The organism is Mesorhizobium sp. CA6 (assembly GCF_020165035.1).
Classification (GTDB): domain Bacteria; phylum Pseudomonadota; class Alphaproteobacteria; order Rhizobiales; family Rhizobiaceae; genus Mesorhizobium.
Genome location: NZ_JAIUHI010000015.1, coordinates 102,907 through 124,008 on the forward strand (window position 1 = coordinate 102,907; position 21,102 = coordinate 124,008).

The 21,102-nt window shown below is 65.8% G+C and carries 17 protein-coding genes; 8 read left to right on the forward strand and 9 right to left on the reverse strand.

Annotation, left to right across the window (positions count from 1 at the left end):
- The first annotated feature begins 11 nt into the window (after nt 1-11).
- Both LB526_RS22215 and LB526_RS22220 read left to right on the forward strand, forming a co-directional pair.
- A complete protein-coding gene (locus LB526_RS22215; protein WP_095767983.1) occupies nt 12-491 on the forward strand; it encodes a DUF2852 domain-containing protein in 480 nt (159 codons plus the stop codon).
- A gap of 120 nt (nt 492-611) precedes the next feature.
- On the forward strand, nt 612-1,370 hold the full coding sequence (locus LB526_RS22220; protein ID WP_224629857.1) for a M48 family metallopeptidase: 759 nt from the start codon (nt 612-614) through the stop codon (nt 1,368-1,370).
- Nucleotides 1,371-1,695: 325 nt separating this feature from the next.
- On the opposite strand, the gene LB526_RS22225 is transcribed toward LB526_RS22220, so the two are convergent.
- Nucleotides 1,696-1,911 carry a hypothetical protein gene (locus LB526_RS22225; RefSeq protein WP_224629858.1) on the reverse strand — a complete coding sequence of 72 codons (216 nt, stop codon included), beginning with the start codon at nt 1,909-1,911 and terminating at the stop codon, nt 1,696-1,698.
- A gap of 110 nt (nt 1,912-2,021) precedes the next feature.
- Between LB526_RS22225 and LB526_RS22230 the strand changes: the two genes are divergently transcribed.
- The 6 genes from LB526_RS22230 to LB526_RS22255 all read left to right on the forward strand — a co-directional run bounded on the left by LB526_RS22230 (nt 2,022) and on the right by LB526_RS22255 (nt 7,843).
- On the forward strand, nt 2,022-2,681 hold the full coding sequence (locus LB526_RS22230) for a phosphoribosylanthranilate isomerase (protein WP_224629859.1): 660 nt from the start codon (nt 2,022-2,024) through the stop codon (nt 2,679-2,681).
- Between the two features lie 26 nt (nt 2,682-2,707).
- On the forward strand, nt 2,708-3,928 hold the full coding sequence (trpB, locus tag LB526_RS22235) for a tryptophan synthase subunit beta (protein WP_224514884.1): 1,221 nt from the start codon (nt 2,708-2,710) through the stop codon (nt 3,926-3,928).
- Between the two features lie 2 nt (nt 3,929-3,930).
- Complete coding sequence (trpA, locus tag LB526_RS22240; protein WP_224629860.1) at nt 3,931-4,770, forward strand: tryptophan synthase subunit alpha; 840 nt, start codon at nt 3,931-3,933, stop codon at nt 4,768-4,770.
- A 94-nt stretch (nt 4,771-4,864) separates the two neighbouring features.
- A complete protein-coding gene (accD, locus tag LB526_RS22245) occupies nt 4,865-5,791 on the forward strand; it encodes an acetyl-CoA carboxylase, carboxyltransferase subunit beta (RefSeq protein WP_224629861.1) in 927 nt (308 codons plus the stop codon).
- Nucleotides 5,792-6,046: 255 nt separating this feature from the next.
- On the forward strand, nt 6,047-7,372 hold the full coding sequence (locus tag LB526_RS22250) for a bifunctional folylpolyglutamate synthase/dihydrofolate synthase (RefSeq protein WP_224629862.1): 1,326 nt from the start codon (nt 6,047-6,049) through the stop codon (nt 7,370-7,372).
- Between the two features lie 51 nt (nt 7,373-7,423).
- Nucleotides 7,424-7,843 (forward strand): VOC family protein, encoded by a 420-nt coding sequence (locus LB526_RS22255; RefSeq protein WP_140843503.1) that lies wholly within the window; start codon nt 7,424-7,426, stop codon nt 7,841-7,843.
- A gap of 36 nt (nt 7,844-7,879) precedes the next feature.
- Here the strand turns inward: LB526_RS22255 and LB526_RS22260 are convergent, their stop codons facing one another.
- The 8 genes from LB526_RS22260 to LB526_RS22295 all read right to left on the reverse strand — a co-directional run bounded on the left by LB526_RS22260 (nt 7,880) and on the right by LB526_RS22295 (nt 20,955).
- Nucleotides 7,880-8,644 (reverse strand): sulfite exporter TauE/SafE family protein, encoded by a 765-nt coding sequence (locus LB526_RS22260; protein WP_140843505.1) that lies wholly within the window; start codon nt 8,642-8,644, stop codon nt 7,880-7,882.
- A gap of 54 nt (nt 8,645-8,698) precedes the next feature.
- Nucleotides 8,699-8,980 (reverse strand): cupin domain-containing protein, encoded by a 282-nt coding sequence (locus tag LB526_RS22265; RefSeq protein ID WP_027166948.1) that lies wholly within the window; start codon nt 8,978-8,980, stop codon nt 8,699-8,701.
- 131 nt (nt 8,981-9,111) lie between these two features.
- The gene (gene trxA, locus LB526_RS22270) at nt 9,112-9,435 is read right to left on the reverse strand and encodes a thioredoxin (RefSeq protein ID WP_095767992.1); all 324 of its coding nucleotides are present in this window, start codon (nt 9,433-9,435) and stop codon (nt 9,112-9,114) included.
- Between the two features lie 74 nt (nt 9,436-9,509).
- Nucleotides 9,510-13,022, reverse strand: coding sequence for a double-strand break repair helicase AddA (gene addA, locus LB526_RS22275; protein WP_224629863.1), 3,513 nt, complete (start codon nt 13,020-13,022; stop codon nt 9,510-9,512).
- Nucleotides 13,019-16,138: a double-strand break repair protein AddB gene (gene addB, locus LB526_RS22280; protein WP_224629864.1), complete on the reverse strand. Its 3,120-nt coding sequence runs from the start codon at nt 16,136-16,138 to the stop codon at nt 13,019-13,021. The genes addA and addB overlap by 4 nt, the downstream gene beginning before the upstream one ends.
- On the reverse strand, nt 16,135-16,857 hold the full coding sequence (locus LB526_RS22285) for a nucleotidyltransferase family protein (RefSeq protein WP_224629865.1): 723 nt from the start codon (nt 16,855-16,857) through the stop codon (nt 16,135-16,137). Before LB526_RS22285 ends, addB begins: the two co-directional genes overlap by 4 nt.
- On the reverse strand, nt 16,854-18,365 hold the full coding sequence (tsaE, locus tag LB526_RS22290) for a tRNA (adenosine(37)-N6)-threonylcarbamoyltransferase complex ATPase subunit type 1 TsaE (protein WP_224629866.1): 1,512 nt from the start codon (nt 18,363-18,365) through the stop codon (nt 16,854-16,856). Before tsaE ends, LB526_RS22285 begins: the two co-directional genes overlap by 4 nt.
- 10 nt (nt 18,366-18,375) lie before the next feature.
- Nucleotides 18,376-20,955, reverse strand: coding sequence for a sensor histidine kinase (locus LB526_RS22295; protein ID WP_224629867.1), 2,580 nt, complete (start codon nt 20,953-20,955; stop codon nt 18,376-18,378).
- Nucleotides 20,956-21,102: the final 147 nt, after the last annotated feature.

A 21,102-nucleotide genomic window follows, 5' to 3' on the forward strand; every position in this document is an offset into this window, starting at 1 on the left:
ATTGGGAGAAAATGAACACAAGTGCATTGATCCGTCCGGCCTGGACGCCGGCCACCATCGCGCTGATGGTCATCGGCTTCATGGTGTTCTGGCCGCTCGGCTTCGCCATGCTCGCCTACATCATCTGGGGCGATCGGTTGGAAGGCTTCAAGCGCGACGTCAACCGCGCCACGGACGGCATCTTCGCCGGTTGCCGTCGTCGCTCCGAGAAGGCGGCCCGCTGGGGCCACGGCTCGGCCCGCACCGGCAACGTCGCCTTCGACGATTGGCGCGAGAAGGAGCTCGAGCGCCTCGCCGAGGAGCGCCGCAAGCTCGACGAGATGCTCTCCGAGTTCGACGAGTACGCCCGCGAACTGCGCCGCGCCAAGGACCAGGAAGAGTTCGACCGCTTCATGGCCAACCGCAACAAGTCGACCGCGCCGAGCTCGACCGGCTCGAGCGACAAGGCGGGTCCGGAGGGCGGCAAAGGCACCAACCTGCTCGACGACTGAGATCCGGCGACACGTCTCGGTATGATAAGCGGCGTCGCGTTTAGCGGCGCCGTTTCTTTTTTGTTCTCTATGTAGCTTCCCTCCACTGGCCGTTTTTTTCGAATCGCGTATCGTCCAGCCATGACCCTCGGCTTCCTTCGCAACCTGACCAAGCCAAAGCCCACGCCTGTCGTCGAGCGCGAGCATTGCGTCGCCGGCCGCACGCTGCCGCTCAAGATCGTTGAGAGCGCCAGGGCCCGGCGGCTTACGTTGCGCATCGATTCCGGCGGCCAAGGCCTGCGCGTCACCGTGCCGCCCGGCCTGCGCCGCGGCGAGGTGGAGAAATTCCTCGACCGCCACCAGGACTGGCTGGAGCAGCGGCTGGCCAAGGTGCCGACGAGGCCGCAGGTGCGCCCGGGCATCCGGATCCCGATCCGCGGCGTGCCGCACCGCATCGTGCATGAGCCTTCGAAGCGCGGCACCGTCACCGTCGCGCGCGACGATCGCGGCCCGCTCCTGATCATCCATGGCGAGCGCATCCATTTGCCGCGCCGCATCGCCGACTATCTCAAGCGTGAGGCCAAGAAGGAGATCGAGAGGCTGGTGGTCAAGCACACCGAGGCGATCGGCAAGCGCGCCAAGGCGATAAGGTATAAGGATACCTCCAGCCGCTGGGGATCATGCACCTCGGAGGGCAATCTCTCCTTCTCGTGGCGCATCATGATGGCGCCGCCGGCGGTGATAAACTACCTGGTGGCGCATGAGGTGGCGCATCTCAAGGAGATGAACCACGGCCCGAAATTCTGGAAGCTGTGCGAAAAACTCTGCCCGGATACCGACCGCTGCAAGGACTGGCTGAAGCGCAACGGCGGGGCCCTGCAGGCAATTGTGTTTGAGTAACTCCAGCGGATGACAATGCAGAGAACGCCGTCACTGCTAGTGCAAACGCTGGAGATTAGCCGAGCCATCTCAGCTTCGTCATCCTAGGGCGAAGCAAGGAGCGAAGCGACGCGCGCAGACCCTAGGATCCATGCCGTGACGTGCGAACGCCGTAGCGGTTCAGAAATTGCTTTGCCTTTGGCGGGAGGCGTCCCGGAAAGGCGTTTTATTCTCTATCGCTGCACTCTTGGGCCGATGTAACGGCATGGATCCTAGGGTCTGCGCGCCGCTTCGCGTCGCTCCGCCCTAGGATGACGAAGGAGAGGTGGCGCCCTACTAGCGCCCCTCAATCATCGTTCGCCGCGTTAAGCTCTTCCGGCCGCAGTCCTTCCTCGGAGTGCGGCCACGGCAAAAAATCCCGGTCGAACGTATCGCTGCCGAAATATTCCAGCGCGCGGTGCGCCTCGGCGCCGTTGAAGGCGGCCTTGTCCATGAGATGCGCGATCACCTCGCGCGCCTGCGCGATCTTCTGCTTCAGTTCGGCGACGGTCCGGTCGGCCATGATTATTCTGCTCCCGCCTGTGGTTCCTATATGAAGGTAGTGTTTTCCGCCGGACCGGCAACAGCATGCTTTTTCTCGACTCTTTTCCCGTTTCGTGCCAAGCCCGCGCCATGACGCTCGACATAAAGATCTGCGGATTGAAGACCGACGCTGCGATGGCCGCCGCGCTTGCCGGCGGCGCCAGCCATGTCGGCTTTATTTTCTTCGCCAAGAGCCCGCGTTATGTCGAGCCCGCCGAGGCCGGCCGTCTGCGTCAGGCGGCGCGCGGCAAGGCCCTGGCGGCAGCCGTCAGCGTCGACGCCGATGATGGCTTTCTCGACGAGATCGTCGCGAAAATGCAGCCCGACATGCTGCAATTGCATGGTTCGGAAACGCCCGAGCGCGTGGCCGAGATCAAGGGGCGTTACGGCCTGCCGGTGATGAAGGCGCTGCCCATCAGCGAGGCGGCGGATCTCGACCGCATAAAACCCTTCATCGGCATCGCCGATCGCTTCCTTCTGGATTCCAAGCCGCCGAAGGGGTCGCAACTGCCGGGCGGCAACGGCGTCGCCTTCGACTGGCGCATCCTTGCCGGCCTTGACGCCGGGCTCGAATACATGCTTTCCGGTGGGCTCAACGCCGCCAATATCGGCGATGCCCTGAGACAGGCCGACCCGCCCGGAATAGACGTTTCGTCCGGTGTGGAAAGCGCTCCGGGCGTCAAGGATCCGGCGCTGATCGAGCAGTTTTTCCGGGCCGTCAGGGCCGCGCGCGACGACCGCGCCGCCTGAATACAATTCACATCAGGAGATCGGCGATGAACAAGCCGGCAATGCCCAATTCTTTCCGCACCGGGCCCGACGAGCAGGGCATGTTCGGCATTTTCGGCGGCCGCTTCGTCGCCGAGACGCTGATGCCGCTGATCCTCGATCTGGAAGAGCAGTGGAACAAGGCCAAGACCGATCCCGAGTTCAAGGCCGAGCTGCAGAACCTGTCGACCCATTATGCCGGGCGGCCGTCGAAGCTGTATTTCGCCGAGGGCCTCACGAAACATCTCGGCGGCGCAAAGGTCTATTTCAAGCGCGAGGACCTGAACCACACCGGCTCGCACAAGATCAACAACTGCCTCGGCCAGATCCTGCTCGCCAAGCGCATGGGCAAGAAGCGCATCATCGCCGAGACCGGCGCCGGCCAGCATGGCGTCGCCTCGGCCACCGTCGCGGCGCGCTTCGGCTATCCTTGCGTCGTCTATATGGGCGCCACCGACGTCGCCCGCCAGAGCCCGAATGTCTTCCGCATGAAGCTGCTCGGCGCCGAGGTGCGGCCGGTTACCGCCGGCCACGGCACGCTCAAGGACGCCATGAACGAGGCCCTGCGCGACTGGGTCACCAATGTCGAGGACACCTACTACCTGATCGGTACCGCCGCCGGCCCGCACCCCTATCCGGAGCTGGTGCGCGACTTCCAGTCGGTGATCGGCACGGAAGCCCGCGCCCAGATGCTGGAGCAGGAGGGCCGGCTGCCGGACGTCATCATTGCCGCCGTCGGCGGCGGCTCCAACGCCATCGGCCTGTTCCATCCCTTCCTCGACGACAAGGACGTCCGCATCATCGGCATCGAAGCCGGCGGCCGCGGCCTTGACGGCATCGAGCATTGCGCCTCGATGAGTGCCGGCAAGCCCGGCGTGCTGCACGGCAACCGCACCTATCTGTTGCAGAACTCGGACGGCCAGATCCTCGATGGTCATTCGATCTCGGCCGGCCTCGATTATCCCGGCGTCGGTCCCGAGCACTCCTGGCTGCGCGATTCCGGCCGCGTCCAATACGAACCAATCCTCGACGACGAGGCGCTGGAAGCCTTCCAGCTCACCACCCGGGTCGAAGGTATCATCCCGGCGCTGGAATCGGCGCATGCCATCGCCCATGCGATGAAGATCGTGCCGAAGATGGACAAGGATCAGCTCGTCATCGTCAATCTGTCCGGCCGCGGCGACAAGGACGTGCACACGGTGGCCAACATGCTGGGCATGGAGATCTGACAATGACCACCCGCATCGACCGCCGTATGGTGAAGCTCAAGGCCGAAGGCCGCCCGGCTTTGGTCACCTATTTCATGGGCGGCGACCCCGATTACGACACCTCGCTGTCGATCATGAAGGCGCTGCCGATCGCCGGCGCCGACATTATCGAGATGGGAATGCCCTTCTCCGACCCGATGGCCGATGGCCCGGCGATCCAGGCCGCCGGCCTGCGTGCGCTGAAGGGCGGCCAGACACTGGTCAAGACGCTGAAGCTGGCGGCCGACTTCCGCGCCGGCGACGACGAGACGCCGATCGTGCTGATGGGCTACTACAATCCGATCTTCATCTATGGCGTCGACCGCTTCCTCACCGACGCCAAGGCGAGCGGCATCGACGGACTGATCGTCGTCGACCTGCCGCCGGAGATGGACGAGGAGCTGTGCATTCCGGCGCTGAAGGCCGGCGTCAACTTCATCCGCCTGGCGACGCCGACCACCGACGACAAGCGCCTGCCCAAGGTTTTGGAAAACACCTCCGGCTTCGTCTACTACGTCTCGATGACCGGCATTACCGGCTCGGCGTTGGCCGACACGGGCAAGGTGGCCGCGGCTGTCAACCGCATCAAGGGCCACACCGACCTGCCGGTCTGCGTCGGCTTCGGCGTCAAGACCGCCGAGCAGGCGCGTGTGATCGGCGCTAATGCCGACGGCGTCGTCGTCGGCACCGCGATTGTCAATGCGGTCGCCAATGTGCTCGGCCCCAAGGGCGAGAAAACAGCCGATCCGGCCGAAGCCGTCGCCACTTTGGTCAGCGGTCTTGCCCAGGGCGTCCGCTCGGCCCGCCTTGCTGCGGCCGAATAGCCCGACTATTTGTTCTTGAGCAATTCCGGCCGGAAAACCCCACAGACTTTCCCTGGAATTGCTTGAAGTCCTTTCCAGGACAGGAGCCGAAGCCATGAACTGGATCACCAATTACGTCCGCCCGAAGATCAATTCGATGCTCGGCCGGCGCACCGACATGCCGGAAAACCTCTGGATCAAGGATCCCGAGACCGGCGAGATGGTCTTCCATAAGGATCTCGAATCCAACCAGTTCGTCATCCCGGCTTCCGGCCACCACATGAAGATCTCGGCCAAGGAGCGGCTGAAACATTTCTTCGATGACGGCAAATACGAGGTGCTGGAAAACCCCAAGGTCGTCCAGGACCCGCTGAAGTTCCGCGACGAGAAGCGCTACACCGACCGCCTGAAGGAGGCCAAGGCCAAGACCAACCTCGAGGATGCGATCCTCAACGGCGCCGGCACCATCGACGGGCTGCCGGTCATTGTCACCGTGCAGGACTTCGCCTTCATGGGCGGCTCGCTCGGCATGGCCGCCGGCGAAGCCATCGTGCATGCTTTCGAGGTCGCGCTGCAGCGCAAGCGGCCGCTGATCCTGTTCGCCGCTTCCGGCGGCGCCCGCATGCAGGAAGGCATCCTGTCGCTGATGCAATTGCCGCGCACCACGATCGGCGTCGACCGGCTGAAGGAAGCCGGCCTGCCCTATATCGTGGTGCTGACCAACCCGACCACCGGCGGCGTCACCGCCTCCTACGCCATGCTGGGCGACGTCCACATCGCCGAGCCCGGGGCGCTGATCGGCTTTGCCGGCCCACGCGTCATCGAGCAGACCATCCGCGAAAAACTGCCCGATGGTTTCCAGCGCGCGGAGTATCTGATGGAACACGGCATGGTCGACATGGTCGTGTCGCGCCTCGAGATGCGCCGGACCATTTCCCGTCTCTTGAAGATGCTGCTCAAGATGCCGGAGGCCGAGAAGCCGCTGGAGCCGGAGATCCTGCCGCCGGCGGTGGTCAATGCCGAGGCGCGCGCGCAAGCCTGACGCGATGTCGGCCTGAAGCGATATATCGGCTTGACGCGACATCGCTCGCCGCGAACCGCGAGTTGCGCCGCCTGTTGCGTGCTGTAGCCTCTGATTTGCGCACGGCTCGTTCGAACCGATTCCCGGTTTCGGGAACCGCCCGCCAAAGCAATTCCAGGAAAAGTGTGGAACGGTTTTCCGTTTGGAATTGCGCCAACAAAAAAGAGAGAGCGGTTCTGCATTCCATGAGATGATGAACCGCTCTAGGATTCCATCATGACAACGCTTTCCGCCGAACGCGAAATCGAACATCTGATGACGCTGCATCCGAAAGGCTTCGACCTTTCGCTGGACCGCGTCACGGGGCTTCTCGAGCGCCTCGGCAATCCGCAGGATCGGCTGCCGCCGGTTATCCACATTGCCGGCACCAACGGCAAGGGCTCCTGCGCCGCCTTCGCGCGCGCGCTGCTGGAGGCCGCCGGCCACCTTGTCCACGTCCACACCTCGCCGCATCTGGTGAACTGGCATGAGCGCTACCGGCTGGCGGCCGAAGGCGGCGGCAAGCTCGTCGAGGACGATATTTTCGCCGAGGCCATCTCGCGTGTCGCCGAGGCCAATGGCGGCCAGAAGATCACCGTCTTCGAGATCCTCACCGCCGTCACCTTCATCCTGTTCTCGGAGCACCCGGCGGAGGCGGCGATTATCGAGGTCGGCCTCGGCGGCCGCTTCGACGCCACCAATGTGATCAAGCAGCCGGCGGTTTCGGTGATCATGCCGATATCGATGGACCATGAAGCCTATCTCGGCGACCGGGTCGAGCTGATCGCCGCCGAGAAGGCCGGCATCATGAAGCGCGGCTGCCCGGTGGTGATCGGCGCCCAGGAAAGCGACACCGCGCTTCAGGTGCTGATCGAGTCGGCCGAGCGGCTGGATTGCCCGACCGTGGTCTATGGCCAGGATTTCCTCGCCTTCGAGGAAAACGGCCGCATGGTCTATCAGGACGGGGACGGGCTGATGGACCTGCCTTCGCCGCGCCTGCCGGGGCGCCATCAATACGCCAATGCCGCGGCGGCGATCGCCGCCGTCAAGGCGGCTGGTTTCGAGATCGGCCACCGCGCCGCCGAGCGGGCGATGACCCATGTCGCCTGGCCGGCACGCATGCAGAAGCTGACCCAAGGCAAGCTGGTCGACCTGGCGCCGAAGGGCGCCGAGATCTGGCTGGACGGCGGCCACAACCCCGGCGCCGGCATTGTCATCGCCGAGGCGCTGGCCGAGCAGGAGGAAAAGAACCCGCGGCCGCTGGTCCTGATCTCCGGGATGATCAACACCAAGGACCAGACTGGCTATTTCAGCGCCTTCAAGGGGCTTGCCCGCCACGTCTATACCGTGCCGGTAACCAGCAGCGACGCCGGCGTTCCCAACGACGAGCTGGCCTTGCGTGCCGAAGAGGCCGGCCTGTCGGCCGAGCCGGTCAGCTCCGTCGCCAACGCGCTGATGCTGTTGCGCGACTCTTGGGATGGCCCGGCGCCGCGCATCCTGATCGGCGGCTCCCTCTATTTCGCCGGCGCCGTGCTGGCCGAAAACGGCACGCCGCCGACCTGAGGCGAAATCGGGACAGCGTTGCGGATTCGGCGGGGGCCGAAAGGAACCGGCATGATCAAGGTGAAGCAGCTCGCTCATGTCTGCATCTTCGCGCATGACCTGGAGGCGACGCGCCGCTTCTACCGCGATGTGCTCGGCATGGACACGCGGTTCAATTTCCTGCGCGACGGCAGGATTTTCGGTTTCTATCTCGACTGCGGCGGCCGCAGCCATGTCGAGGTGTTCGAGAAAAGTGAAGCCAGCTACAGCGAGGCAAACCAGATCAACCACTTCTGCCTCGAGGTGGAAGACATCGATGCGGCGATCCTTCATATCCGGTCGAAAGGCGTCGCGGTCACGCCAAAGAAGCTCGCCTGCGACGACACATACCAGGCCTGGATCGCCGACCCCAACGGCGTGAAGATCGAGCTGTTCGAATACACCGCCAAAAGCGCGCAATTCACCGGCGGCGACCGTGTCGCCGACTGGTAAATTGGAGCGACACGTCGCCCACATGAGCAGTTGAAGTTAGACGGCAAGGTGCATCGCGGCAGGCAGTGCCAGCGAGAGCCCTGACAGGAAAAGCAGAACAAAGACGATCTTTCGCATTGTCCCTTGCGACAATGACGGTGGCCAGCGGCGTGCCGCATAGGTCATCAGCATTACGGCCGGTATGGCGACGACGAGCGCGACAGGCGACATGGTCGGCAGGTTGCCGCTTGCCGTCACCAGGATAAGCCGCACCACCTGCGCGGCGCCGAAAGCGGTGACCAGCGTTTCGCGGATTCGTACATGCGGCATTGGCTGGCGAAAGAGATGATAGACGAGCGGCGGGCCGCCGGTCGCAAACAGCCCACTCATCAGGCCCGAAACGACACCGAAGCCGACGAAACTCGCGTCCGACGATCGTTTTGCCAAGCCGGCAGGCCTGATGGCCAGTTGCAGGCTGGACATCATGATGACCAGACCGAGTCCGATTTTCAGCAGGTCGGCCCGCGTGTCCGCCAGCCATTCCAACAGGGCATACCCCAAGAGCAGCGAAGGCAGGCTTGCGACCAGGATAAGCCGCAGCTCCCGGCGCGCAATCTCGCGCCAGCCGCCCTGGATCAGCATCTGCGTGGCATTGACCAGGGTCAGCATGCCGACCATCGCAGCTGCGTCGGGCAGGGGCAGCAAGCCGACAAGGGCAATCGCGCCCATCATCACCAGGCCGAAGGCGAAGCCCGTCAGGGTCTGGACATAAGCGGCCACCGCCGCAAAACCGGCAAAGGCGAGGACAGGCGTTAGACCCACGACATCCCGCACGAGGCCGGAAAGGAAACGTGCAAGCCGGCAATCACGGCCGGCCTACTTCAGCTCGATTTCGATGAAGGCGTATTCGCCGTCATTGGCATTGATGACGTCGTGCTCGACGCCCTCCCGGCGGAAATAGGGCGCGCCTTGCTTCATCTCGGCGAAGGATTCGCCGTCCTTGGTCACCAGCTTCACCTTGCCGTCCATCAGCGGCACGACGACATAGTCGTGGCCATGGCGGTGCCAGCCGGTATTGGCGCCCGGCGCGAAGCGGTATTCGGTGACGATGACGCGCTCATTGTCGACGTGAACTGTGGCCTTGGCGGTTCCGGTCATGGAGCTCTCCCTTTCCTGCGAACAGAGGACACGGAGTGCCCGCAGGCGAGAGCCAGAGCGCGACGAGCCATGACGCCAAAGAAAAGCCCGGCGCGATGGCCGGGCTTGGATCTTGAAGACTTCAGATTGGCTCAGGCGAGACTGCCGTTGATCCAGTGCGACAGCGCGGTCTTCGGCGCGGCGCCCACTTTCATGTCGGCGACTTCGCCGCCCTTGAAGATCATCAGCGTCGGGATCGAGCGCACGCCGTATTGCGCGGCAAGCTCCGGGTTCTCGTCGATGTTGAGCTTTGCGACCTTGATCTTCGCGCCAAGCTCGTTGGCGATGTCTTCCAGCGCCGGAGCGATCATCTTGCACGGGCCGCACCATTCCGCCCAGAAATCCACCACGACCGGCTCCTTGGCGTTGAGCACATCGGCCTGGAAATTGCCCTTGTCGACCTTGACGGTGGCCATGCTGAAATCCTTTCGAAAACTCGGGTTGCACCAAATGTGGTGGTTGTGGCGGCGATGTTCAAGCAGTTCTTGTGTCACGCTGCCGTGAGTCGGGCAAGGGCGTCATCCATGGCGTGGGCGGGCAGCTCGATCAGGCGCGGCGCCTCGGTGAAGAGCAACGCCGCCGTCACCTCGCGCCCCGGATAGAGCGGCAGAAGCAGCGCGCGGTAGAGCGCAAGCTGCAGCACATAGGCAGACGGCACCTCCGCCAGGTTCCCAGGCGCCGGTCGGTTGGTCTTGTAGTCGATGATCGACACCTTTTCGGGCGTGACCGCCAGCCGGTCGATCTTGCCGGAGATCGAGCGCAGCCTGCCCTTCACCTCGAGGCTGCCCATGACGGCGACCTCCGCTCGGGAGGATGGCGAGAAAAGCGCGCCGAAGCGGCCGTCGGACAGGATGGCGAGCACCGCGTCCAGCGCCTTGTCGCGCTCGCCGTCCGGCCAGCCGGCGCCGGCGCGCGCCAGATAACGCTCGGCGGCGCCCCGCCTTTCCTCCTCCGCGATGCCGGGCAGCATCTGCAGCAATTTGTGCAGGGCAAGGCCGCGCATGATCGCAAAGCCGGGTTCGGCGGCGGCGTCGAGCACCGGCGAGCGAGTGTCGGGGACGGCTTCTTTCGCCTCGTCGATCAGCGCCGAGGCGCCGGAAGGCGAAAGCGGCCGCGGCAGCTCCTCATAACGCGGCAGCGGCCGGAACAGGTCTTCAGGCAGCGGAGCGATATGCTCGAACGGCCCTGCCTCGTCGATGCCGGTCAATGCCACCGGCGGCAGCCCGGTCATATGAAAGCGATGTACCGCCACCTCGGCCGTCGCCGGATGCCGGCGCTCGGAGCTCTCGGGCGCGCCGAGCAACGCGCGGCTGACGATCGAATGCCACGTGCCGGGGCTCGGCTGCCGCTTGCCGTGATAGCCGCAGACGACCAGCCGGTCCTCGGCACGCGTCATGCCGACATAGAGCAGCCGCCGGTACTCGTCGTCCGCCAGTTCGCGCGCTCGCACCGATGCCGCCTTCGACACGCCGTTGGAGACGTCGCTGGCCGAGCGCCACAGATAGCCCTTGCCTTTCCATTGCGTCCCCGAGCTCTCGAACGGCATCAGCCGCGGCAGATGTTGGTCGCTGAACGGCGCCGAGCCGCCATCGACCAGGAAGACCACCGGCGCTTCGAGACCCTTGGCGGCATGCACGGTCATGACGCGGACCTCGTCACGCGTCTGGTCCATCTCGCGCTTGATCTCGGGGCCGGCATTTTCGAGCGTCGAGAGGAAGGATTCCAGCCCCGGCAGGCCGGTCCGTTCCTCGGCCAGGCAAAAGCTCAGGAATTCGTCGAGGATGTCGCCGGCTTCGGGTCCTAGCCGCGCCGTCATCTTGCGGCGCAGTCCGTCGCGCGCCAGTGCCGCGGCGTAGAATTCGAACACCGGCTTGAAGGCCACTTCGGTTGCCCAGCCGTCGAGCCGGCTAACGACAGCGGCGAGGGAAACATCCTCGGCCGCATGTTGCCTGAGCGAGGCGACCAGCGGCTGGCCCTTCGGCCTTTGGCCGGCAAGCGTCAGCAACGTCTCCTCGGAGACCTCGAAGATCGGGCTGCGCAGCACCGCGGCCAAGGATAGGTCGTCCTCCGGCTGGATCAGGAAATGCCCAAGCGCGATCAGGTCCTGCACCGCGATATGGCCTGGTAGGCTGAGGCGATCGGCGCCGGCGACCGGGATCTGCCGGTTCTTGAGGCTACGCGACAGCGCATGGACGAAACGATCGCGCTTGCGCACCAGGACCAGGATGTCGCCGGCGGTCAGCTTCCTGCCCTTGCCTTCGATGACCTCGCCGCTGCGCAGCCAGGTCTGGATGGTCGTTGCCACGTGCTCGGCGACGCGCACCGCGGGCGCGCTGGCATGGTTGACCGGCAAGGTCCAGTCGTCGGGCTCCTCGACCATTTCGGCGCCGACCGAGGGCCACACCTCGACATAGCCCGGCGCGTCATTGCGGATCGCCTTATGACTCAGAGGGTCTGGATCGTGGCTGATGCCGCGCCTGACGCCCGGTTCGGCGAAGACGCGGTCAACCGCAGCCAGCACGTCGTCGCTCGACCGGAACGACCAGGTGAGCTTGAGATTGGCGAAGTCGGCCTCCGCGTCGCGCACGCGACCGGCAAACAATAGCCGGCTTTCGGCAAAGGAATCCGGCGCCGCGCCCTGGAAGGAGTAGATCGACTGCTTCTCGTCGCCGACGGCAAAGACAGTTCGGCGCACCGCTTCGCGCTGGCCAAGCCCGGCAAAGAACTCTTCCGTCAGCTTCTTCACCACTTCCCACTGGTCCGGGCTGGTGTCCTGCGCCTCGTCGAGCAGGATGTGGTCGATGCCCTGGTCGAGCTTGAACTGCACCCATGGTCCGGCATCCGGTCGCGACAAGAGACTGACCGTGCGGGTGATGAGATCGTTGAAGTCGAGGAAACCCCGCCCGCGCTTCAACTGCTCGTAGCGCGCGATCAGCCAGCCGGCGACGGTCAGTGCTGCCGCTGTCCCTTCCAGCATGCGGAACAGCGCCAGCCGGTCGGTTACGTCGAGGATTGCCTTCGCCACCACGAAATAGCGGTCCGGCAGGTCGGGCAGGCGGTCGATCAGCGCCTTCCTGAAGATTTTGGGCGGATCGTAGGGGTCGCCGTCCGCACGCAGGAATGCCTTGGCGAGCAGGCGCAGCCGCCGGATCGGATCGGCCTCGGCAAAGGCGCTCTGCGCATAGGGCAGCACATTGTTCAACACTTGCTTGGCGTCGGCTGCCTCGGCGGCACGGGCAAATTCAGCGAGCTGGCCAGGCGAAAAGCCAGGCAGCGGCCACAGCGAAGCAGCGATGTCCTCGGCCGTCTGTCCAGGCCTGAAGCCGAATTCGGCGAACAGCGGCCGGAAGTCCCGATCCTCGTCGAACTTGGCGATGAAACCGCGCAGTTCATCGCGCTTGCCGACGATCTCGGCAAGCAGCGTATCGAGCCCGAACTCGCCGCCGCGTTCCAGCACGGTGGCAAAGGCTTCCGCCAGCCCTTCGACGCCGGCGCCTGCGCCGGAGATCATGTCGCGGCGGGCATCGGCGAACAGCGAGGCCTCCATCTGCGGATCGAGCATCTCGAAATGCGCCGGGATATTGGCTTCGAGCGGGAACTGGTGCAGCACGGATTCGCAGAAAGCGTGGATGGTCTGGATCTTCAGCCCGCCCGGCGTCTCGAGCGCCTCGGCGAACAGCCGGCGCGCGCGCCGCATCATGTCGCGGTCGGCGCCGCGGCCGTCCAGCGCCGCGATCCTGATCGCCAGTTCCGCATCGGGCAGCGCTGTCCATTCCGACAGGGTCGAGAACACGCGGTTCGACATGTTGGCGGCGGCAGCCCGCGTGTAGGTGAGGCACAGGATCTTCGACGGGTCGGTGCCGTTGAGCAGGAGCCTGATGACGCGCTGCGCCAAGACATGCGTCTTGCCCGAACCGGCATTGGCCGACACCCAGGCGGAGTAGGCGGGATCAGAGGCGCGCGCCTGGCTGGCGGCGGTATCGGAGGGGATCGGATATTTCATCCCTCCGCCTCGTCCTCGCTGGCGCCGCCGGCCGACCATTCGAGCACCCGCGCCAGATGATCGTAGTCGCCGTCGGCCTCGCCCTCGCGGAAGGGCAGCGCGCGCGACAGATAGCCGGTGGTCGGGTCGGCATAATGGAAGAGCAGCCGTTCCAGCCGCGCCCAGGCCTCCTCGGAAAGGTCGTTGGCGGTGCGGAACTTGCGATTGTAGTCGAGGATCGATTCCTCGAATACCTCGCCATTCGGCTTCAGCCGCACGAAGGCGAGCTGCGAGGGTTCGCGGATGCCGAGTTCCTTGAAGGCGCCGCGCCTGAGCAACGCGCCCTCCAGCGCGAGCTGCGGCGACAGCAGCGTGTGCGCCTGCGCTTTCGAGGGCGAGGACCCTGTCTTGTAGTCGAGAATGTCGGCCATGCCGCCGGCAAGCAGGTCGATGCGATCGGCATAGCCGGAGAGCGTCACCCCGGTGCGGCCGACCACCGTCTTCTCGGCGCGCTCCTCGGCATAGCGCCTTGCGACCGCATCGGCGCGGCCATGCTCCCATTCGATGATGTTTTCGGCGAGCTTTTCGAAACGCGGCCACCAGATAGCCTCGATATCCGGCGGAAGCTTTGCGTCGGCAAAGCAGGTACGGCCCGCTTCAATGAGGCTGGCCAGCGCGCTCGACGCCATTGGATCCTCGACCCGCCGCGAGAACAGATGCAGGATCTCGTGGAACAAAGTGCCGCGTTCGGCCGCGCCCGGATCGCGGATCAACGGCTCCAGCGGCACCAGGCCGAGGATGCGCCGCGCATAGACCGCGTAGGGGTCGCGGCGCAGCGTCTCGATCTCGGTGACCGAGAAATGCTGCGGGCGCAGGCTGATCGGCGGCTTCGGCTGCGGGCGGGAGGCAAAATCCTTCTTCTCGCCGGCATCGAGCGCGCGCGCCCAGGCAAGCAGTGCGTCGCCGCGGCCGCGAAGTGCCGCCGCCGGCTCCTTGCCGAGGAAGGTCAGGATGCGCTGCAGCCAGCGCGACGGCACCGCCGGCGCGTCGCCGGAGCGGGCCGAGCGCGTCAGCACCACTTCGCCGGAGCCCATCGCCATCTGGAAGTCATGCGCGGCAAGGCCGATGCGCCGCTCCGGCGGCTCGAGGTCGATGCCGGTCTTCATCAGCCGCGACATGAAGCGGTCGCTCTCGGGCTTGCGCGGCCAAACCCCTTCATTGAGCCCGCCGATGACCAGCATGTCGACATGCTGCAGCCGAGCCTCCAGCGCGCCCCAGATGGCGATGTTGCGATCGCTGCCTTGCGCCGGCTTGACCGTCTCCGGCGCGATCAGCGCCTCCATCACGTCGGGCCACTCCAAAGCGGCGAAGGTGAAGGGCGACGACGCCGCCACCAGCCCGCGCAGCAGGTCGGCGAGTTTCTCGCCCGCATCGCCGGCATAGAGCTCCGCCAGGTCGCCGTCGACGGCGCGACCGAGACTTTCCAGCGCGACCACGCTCGCGCGCGTCAGTGTCGCAATATCGGCGCCTTTCTCGTCGCGCATCGCGGTGAGCGGCAACAGCGATTTGGTAAGGCGGCTAAGCATATCTTGGGCCTGCTCGATGCCGCGCACGGTCAAGCGCGAGAACCAGAAAGGCTGCCTTGTGTCGCCGCTCAGTTCCGCCAGCCGTGTCTCGAACAGTGCGCCGAGCGACGCGACATCGGGCCGGCCCGTGCCGCCGCGCAGCGCCACCAGCTCGACGAGCTCGGCAGCCTTGCGCATGGCCTGGCGTTCGAGACCGAGCGCGAGCAGCGGATGCTTGAGCAAGGCAAGCAGGCCGACCGGATCGCCGGGCCGGAAGGCGGCGCTCAGCGCGAGCCTGAGCAGGCTGGCGGCCGGTGTATTGATTAAAGGCGCGCCGCCGGAATCGTCGGCGACGACGCCGAAACGCAAAAGCTCGGCCGAAACCCGCCGCGCCAGCGCGCGGTCACCGGTGACGAGCGCCGCGCGCTTGCCTGGGGCCTCCACGGCGCGCTTCAGCGCGATGGCGATTGCCGCCGCCTCGTCGCGTTCGTTCGCCGCTTCAACCAGCGTCACGCCGGCCAGCGCCTGTTCGATGTCGACTGCCGTGAAGCGCGGCCGCGTCTCGGTCCAGTATTCGGTGGTTTCGGCTGGCCGCAGCGCCTCGCCGACCAGGGCCGCGCGCAACGCGAGCGGCGATGGCGCCGCAACAAGGTCCTCGACGTCGCGGCGCGGAATGCCGATGCCGCCGATCAGCTTGGCGAGGCCGTATTGCGGGTGGCCGAGCGTTGCCGGGCGCGCGCCAGGCGCCGTGATCGCCGCGAAGGATGCGTCGTCGAGCTCGCGGTCGAGCCCGGGCAGCACGACGGCGCCGTTGGGCAGGCCGGCGATCACGCCAAGCAGTTCCGCCGTGGCGGGGATGGAGCCGGTCGAACCGGCGGCAATCACCGGCCCGGCCGGCGGATTGCGCTTCAGCCGCGCTGCTTCGAGCCGGATCAGCGCGCTGCGATGCGCGGCCGGATTGGAGCGGTCGCGCTCCTTGAGCAGTTCGGGCCAGTTGTCAGTGACGATGCCGAGGAAATCCAGCGTCACCTGCCACCAGCCGGCGAGGTTGCCGGTAACCAGCGCCGCGAGCTTTGCCCAATCCGCGCCTTCGGTCTCGATCTCGTCCATCAGCCTGGCAAGGTCGCGCGCCAGCCAGATGGCGTCGGCGGCCGAGGTCGGCACGACGAATTCCTCGTTGAACCGAGCCCTGACATGCGCCGGCAGGCTTTCCTTCCAGGCGCGCACCAGCGGTGCCAGCAAAAGCAATCGCTCCTGCGCCGCGATCGGCGGCGCCAGATCTATCGCCGGCGCGGCTTCGGCGTCGAAGGCCGCCTCGTCCTCGTCGAACTCGCCGAGCGGCCGCACCGTCGGCAGGATGGCGGAGTGTTTCCCTAAAACATCGACGAAGGCGCCGCGCAGCGCCCGCGCCGCGCGGCGCGTCGGCACATAGATGGTGGCGTCGGCGAGCGCCAGCGGGTCGCCGTCGAAGCGGAAGCCGGGGATCAGGCGTCCGTCGAGCAACGCCCCCGCCAGCGTCGGCAGGAACGGCGCTCCGGGCGGAATGGAAAAGACGCGGCGCGTGCCGCTCATACCGCCTTCGCTAGGGCGCCGGCCACGGCTGCCTCGGCCGCCGAAATGGCGTCCGGAGTGCCGACGGTGATCCAGCGTCCGTTCATCTTCATGCCGAACAGGCGCCCTGCGGCGATCGCCTTGTCGAAATAGACATTGAGCGAATGCGAGCCCATGGGCGCGTCCTTGAAGATGCGCGGATGGATGATGGCGGCGCCGGCATAGATCAGGCCCGCCGGATCGCCCTTTGAGCGCCGTAGAGCTCCATCAGGGGCAACAAGGAAATCGGTGCCGACGCAGTGCCCGGTCGCTGAGTTGAGATCGGTAAGCATCAGCAGAATATCCATTCTCGCGGCGTCCCATGCAAGGGCAAGACGCTCTAGGCTGGGCTGGCCGCTGTCGATCCAGAAGGTGTCGGCATTGATGATGTAGAAGGGCTCGCCACCCAGAAGCGGCAGCGCCTTGACGATGCCGCCAGCCGATTCCAGCAGCGCCTCGCGCTCGTCGGAGATGACGATCTTCGGTGCGCGCCTATGGGCAACATGCGCGACGATCTGCTCGGGCAGATAGTGCACGTTGACGACGGCCTTGGCGACGCCGGCGGCTTCCAGGCTGTCCAGCCCCCAATCGAGCAAGGTCTTGCCGGCGACCTTCACCAGCGGCTTGGGCATCGTGTCGGTGATCGGCCGCATGCGCTTGCCGAGCCCGGCCGCCAGCACCATCGCAGTCGTCGGCTTCATGGGACCCGTTCCTCGAGCAGGCCGTGGGCCATGTAGAAATCCTTCAGGCCGCCCAGCGCCGGATGCGCCAGCGCCCGCCTCAGATAATCGCGGATGCGCGGCAGGTGTTTCAGATAGTAAGGCTTGCCGTCGCGTTTTTCGAGCCGCACGAAGATGCCGAGGATCTTCGAATTGCGCTGCGCGGCCATGATCGCATAGGCCTCGGCGAAGCCGGCCTCGTCGAAAGCGCCGGCGGCGCGCCGCGCCGCGACATAAGCCGCGACGGTGCGCCGCTCGATCTCGGGCGAGACGGTGACGCGCGCATCCATGGCCAGAGAAGCGACGTCATAGGCGGCAGGCCCGATCAGCGCGTCCTGCACATCGACGATGCCCAGCCGGTCGAGGCCGGCGCGCTCGGTCCGCCAGATGATGTTGGGCGAATGGAAGTCGCGCAGCATCAGCGTGTATTCGCTGCCTGCCAGGCGATCGAGGAGCGCGTTCCATACCTCGTGGTAGCCTGCCCGCAACGCGTCGTTTGCCGGTTCGCCGGTGATCCATGGCACATACCAGTCGACTAGAAGGTCGGCTTCGATCAGCATGGCTTCCCGGTCGAAAGGCGGCACGTCGTGAAATACGCCGGGCGCCGCTTCCAAGCGCGTAGGCCAGGCCTTGCCATGCATCATGGCCAGCAATTCGGCCGCCGCCTCGTAGCGTTTGGCGATGGGCTGGCCGTCGCGACCGAGGAAACCTTCCGAGCCGAGATGCTCGATGAGCAGAAAGCCCTGGTCGAGATCCTGGGCATGGATCGCCGGCACGCTGACGCCGGCCCCAAGCAGCGCCCGGTCGATGGCGACGAAGGCGGCGACGGATTGCGCCGTGTGGGCGATCACCGCATAGGGCTTGCCGTCGCGAACCGGCGGCCCGAGCACGAGGCGCGGCGAGTTCATCAGCACGCGCGGCGCCTTGCCGGGCAGCGAGACGATTTCGTAGGAGCGGGCGGAAGCATCGCCGACGAAGTAGCGGCGGCTGGCTTCGCCCCATCCGGCGGAGGCCAGAAAATCGCGCATCGCGAGCGATCGCGCCACGCGCTCGAAAGCCGGTCCCTGCCCGGAAAGCCGCGCCACGCGGCCTTCGCCCTGCTCGGCAAGATCGACCCACAGCGCCGTTTCCGGCAAGCGGTCAGCGGCCCGTTCCGGCCATTCGATGAGCGCCGCGCCTTGGCTTAGCGCGTCATCGAGGCCGAGCTCGTCGAGCTCGTCCGGAGCGGACAGCCGATAGAGGTCGAAATGATGCACCGGAACGCGCGTCTCGTAGCTCTGCACCAGGGTGAAGGTCGGGCTCGGCACTTCGAGATTGGCGTCGTCGGCGAGCGCCCGGATCAGCGCGCGGGCCAACGTCGACTTGCCGGCGCCGAGATCGCCTTTCAGCGCGATCGCGTCGCCCGCGCGCAACGCCATGGCGAGGTCCTCGCCAAGCCTTGCCGTGGCCGCCTCGTCGGCGAGAAAACGTTCCAACACTGGTTCAGCCATATAGTCCGCGCTACTCGGCCGCGTCGCGGATGCCCGCCGGAGTATCGGGGATTCCGGAAGGCTTGTCCGGGAAGGTGCAGATCACCGTGGTGCCCCTGTCCTGGCCGGTCTCGATGCGCACGGTTCCGCCATGCAGTTCGACGAAGCTCTTGACGATCGAAAGCCCAAGCCCGGCGCCGCGCCGCCGCCCGCCGTTGGCGCGCGGCTCGAAGCGGCGGAAGACCGATTCCAGCACATCCGGCGGCATGCCAGGGCCATCATCATGCACGGAGAACTCGACGCCGTCGGCCAGCCGGCGGCAGGTAAGCCGGATCGTGCTTGCCTCCGGCGCATAATTCGCCGCGTTGCTGAGCAGGTTGTAGAGGATCTGGCGGATGCGGGTCTCGTCGCCATGGAAGCTCGCCGGCGCCTCCGCCGCATCGATCTCGAGCTTGATTTGATGCTCGTCCAGCCGATCGGCGACCAGCTCGGCGGCCGCGGCGATCGTCCGGTCGATGTTCATCTCGGAGATGTCGAGCTGCATGATGCCGGCATCGACGGTGGCCAGGTCGAGGATATCGTTGACGATGGTGAGCAGCACCGAGGACGACGAGCCGACATGCTCGACATATTCGCGCTGCTTCGGCGTCAGCGGCCCGGTCGCGGGCAGCGACAGAAGCTCGGTGAAGCCGATAATGTTGGTCAGCGGCGAGCGCAGCTCATAGGAAACGTGCTGCACGAATTCGTTCTTCAGCTGGTCGGATTTCTCCAGCGCCTCGTTCCTGTCCTTCAGCGCCCGCTCGACATTGACGGTGTCGGTGACGTCGACGAAGGTGATCATCACCTGGCCGTTGGGCAGGTGGATCACCGCGTAGCTCAGCACCGTCCCGTCGACGAGCTCGATCTGGCCGCGGCGGTCGCGGCGCTCGTCGTCGAAGCCGGTGACTGCGGCGACGAAGCCGCCCCACGGGCTGTTCGCCGCACGCTGGTCGCACAGGTCGCGGATCGCCGAAACATGGACGTTCGGCTTGACCGCTTCCACGGTCAGCCCCCACAGCGCGACGAAGGCCGGATTGGACAGGCGCAGCCGCCCGTCCGGACCGAATACGACCACGCCTTCGGCGAGATTGTCCAGCGTCTCGCCCTGCACCCGCACGGCGGTCTGGTAGCGGCTTTCGAGGTCCATCTTTTCGGTCAGGTTCTCGAACACCCAGGTGACGCCGCCCTTCGGCTGCGGGTTCGCCACGACGCGGATCGTCTTGCCGTCCGGCAGGTGCCACCAGTGTTCCTGCGATTCGACGGCGCGATAGGCGCTGAGCAGGTTTTCCTTCCAGCGCCGCCATTCCGGCTGCTCGGCGATCCTGCCTTCGCTGCGCAGCCTGTCGAGCAGCAGCGTGTTGGAGGGAGCGCTGAGCAGGAAGCCCGAGTCGAGACCCCACAGCTTCTGGAAGGCCTGGTTGAAGAAGCGCAGCTTTTCCTCGGTGTCGAAGATCGCCACGGCGGTGTTCAACTGGTCGAGCGTATCGGCATGGCTGCGCACGGTCCGCTCGTATTCGGCGCGGATCGTCTCGGCCGCGCTGGTGTCGCAGGCGAGCCCCGCCGAACCGTCGGCGCCGGCGAAGTCGGTGACCGCGAACATGCGGCGATCGCCTTCGATCACGGTGGATAGCGTCTGTTCGAAGACCGGGTGCGACTTATGCTGCTCGGCGATTTGATCGCGCGCCTGGCCGCCAAGGAATTCCGTCGCGTCGCGCACGGCCGCGGCGGCGCTTCCTGCTTCCACGGCCTCCGCATAGGCGCGGTTGACCCATTGCAATCGCCCGTCCGCGCCGCGCAGCCACGCCGGCATCTTCAACGCGTCGAGCAGGCCGATCAAGGTGTCGTAGTCGGCGCTGAGCCGCTGGTTCTCGATCTTCAGCCTGGCCTGGTTGCGCAACGTCTCCGACAGCGAGACGAAACGCACCAGCACATGCGCCGCGCTCTTGCGCCCATGCACCTCCAGCGGCACGCCAGCCTGCGTTTCGATGACCAGATCGAAGGTCTTCGCCTGTTCGCGCAACGCGGCAACCGCGTGCTCCAACGCCGCCGCCGAGCGCGGCATCAGCCAACGGCCGAAAGCGAGGAAGGCGGACCTGTCGTCAGGCGCGCCGCTTTCCAGCGGCAGGCTGCCGATGAGTTCGGGTTTCTTGTTGTCCGTTGTCCATACGATCAGGCGCTGGTCGCGCAGATTGAGCAGCGCCTCGGAACGCTGCAGCGCAGCGTTGACGTCCGCGATGCGGGCCCTGAGCTGCAGGTTCTGCGAGGCGGTGCGTGCGCGCTCGCGGATAAGGAATATGGCCGAAACCAGCGCCGCGCCCATCACGCCCACGAACATGGCGAGCTGCATGACCTCGAGCGTGCTGACCGGCGCCGCGGCCTTTGCCGGAATGCCCGTCTCGGCGTGGGCCGCAAAGGCGAGGAGCGGGCCGGCAAGCGTCGAGGTCGCAAGCAGCAAGGCCAGCCGCGAGCCGGCACGAAAACCGCCGCGGCTCACGCCGGGGCCGGCATCATTCGAATCCTCATGGCCGCCGGAAACGGCCTTTCCCGCGCGTGGCGGGTAATCCCCCGGCATGTCTTGGTCCTCTTCGCCGCTTGAATGCAAGACCGCCCTGATGCGTCCCCGGCCCAACATGTCCCCGGACCGCGAATCACAACAATAACGCTTGCTGGAATCGGCGTGAAGAATCATTGGCGCAAAAAATAAAGCCGGATGGAAAGT

Coding starts and splice junctions, on each gene's coding strand:
- LB526_RS22215 (WP_095767983.1), top strand. CDS start 12: ATGAACACAAGTGCATTGATCCGTCCGGCCTGGACGCCGGCCACCATC.
- LB526_RS22220 (WP_224629857.1), top strand. CDS start 612: ATGACCCTCGGCTTCCTTCGCAACCTGACCAAGCCAAAGCCCACGCCT.
- LB526_RS22225 (WP_224629858.1), bottom strand. CDS start 1,911: ATGGCCGACCGGACCGTCGCCGAACTGAAGCAGAAGATCGCGCAGGCG.
- LB526_RS22230 (WP_224629859.1), top strand. CDS start 2,022: ATGACGCTCGACATAAAGATCTGCGGATTGAAGACCGACGCTGCGATG.
- trpB (WP_224514884.1), top strand. CDS start 2,708: ATGAACAAGCCGGCAATGCCCAATTCTTTCCGCACCGGGCCCGACGAG.
- trpA (WP_224629860.1), top strand. CDS start 3,931: ATGACCACCCGCATCGACCGCCGTATGGTGAAGCTCAAGGCCGAAGGC.
- accD (WP_224629861.1), top strand. CDS start 4,865: ATGAACTGGATCACCAATTACGTCCGCCCGAAGATCAATTCGATGCTC.
- LB526_RS22250 (WP_224629862.1), top strand. CDS start 6,047: ATGACAACGCTTTCCGCCGAACGCGAAATCGAACATCTGATGACGCTG.
- LB526_RS22255 (WP_140843503.1), top strand. CDS start 7,424: ATGATCAAGGTGAAGCAGCTCGCTCATGTCTGCATCTTCGCGCATGAC.
- LB526_RS22265 (WP_027166948.1), bottom strand. CDS start 8,980: ATGACCGGAACCGCCAAGGCCACAGTTCACGTCGACAATGAGCGCGTC.
- trxA (WP_095767992.1), bottom strand. CDS start 9,435: ATGGCCACCGTCAAGGTCGACAAGGGCAATTTCCAGGCCGATGTGCTC.
- addA (WP_224629863.1), bottom strand. CDS start 13,022: ATGAAATATCCGATCCCCTCCGATACCGCCGCCAGCCAGGCGCGCGCC.
- addB (WP_224629864.1), bottom strand. CDS start 16,138: ATGAGCGGCACGCGCCGCGTCTTTTCCATTCCGCCCGGAGCGCCGTTC.
- LB526_RS22285 (WP_224629865.1), bottom strand. CDS start 16,857: ATGAAGCCGACGACTGCGATGGTGCTGGCGGCCGGGCTCGGCAAGCGC.
- tsaE (WP_224629866.1), bottom strand. CDS start 18,365: ATGGCTGAACCAGTGTTGGAACGTTTTCTCGCCGACGAGGCGGCCACG.
- LB526_RS22295 (WP_224629867.1), bottom strand. CDS start 20,955: ATGCCGGGGGATTACCCGCCACGCGCGGGAAAGGCCGTTTCCGGCGGC.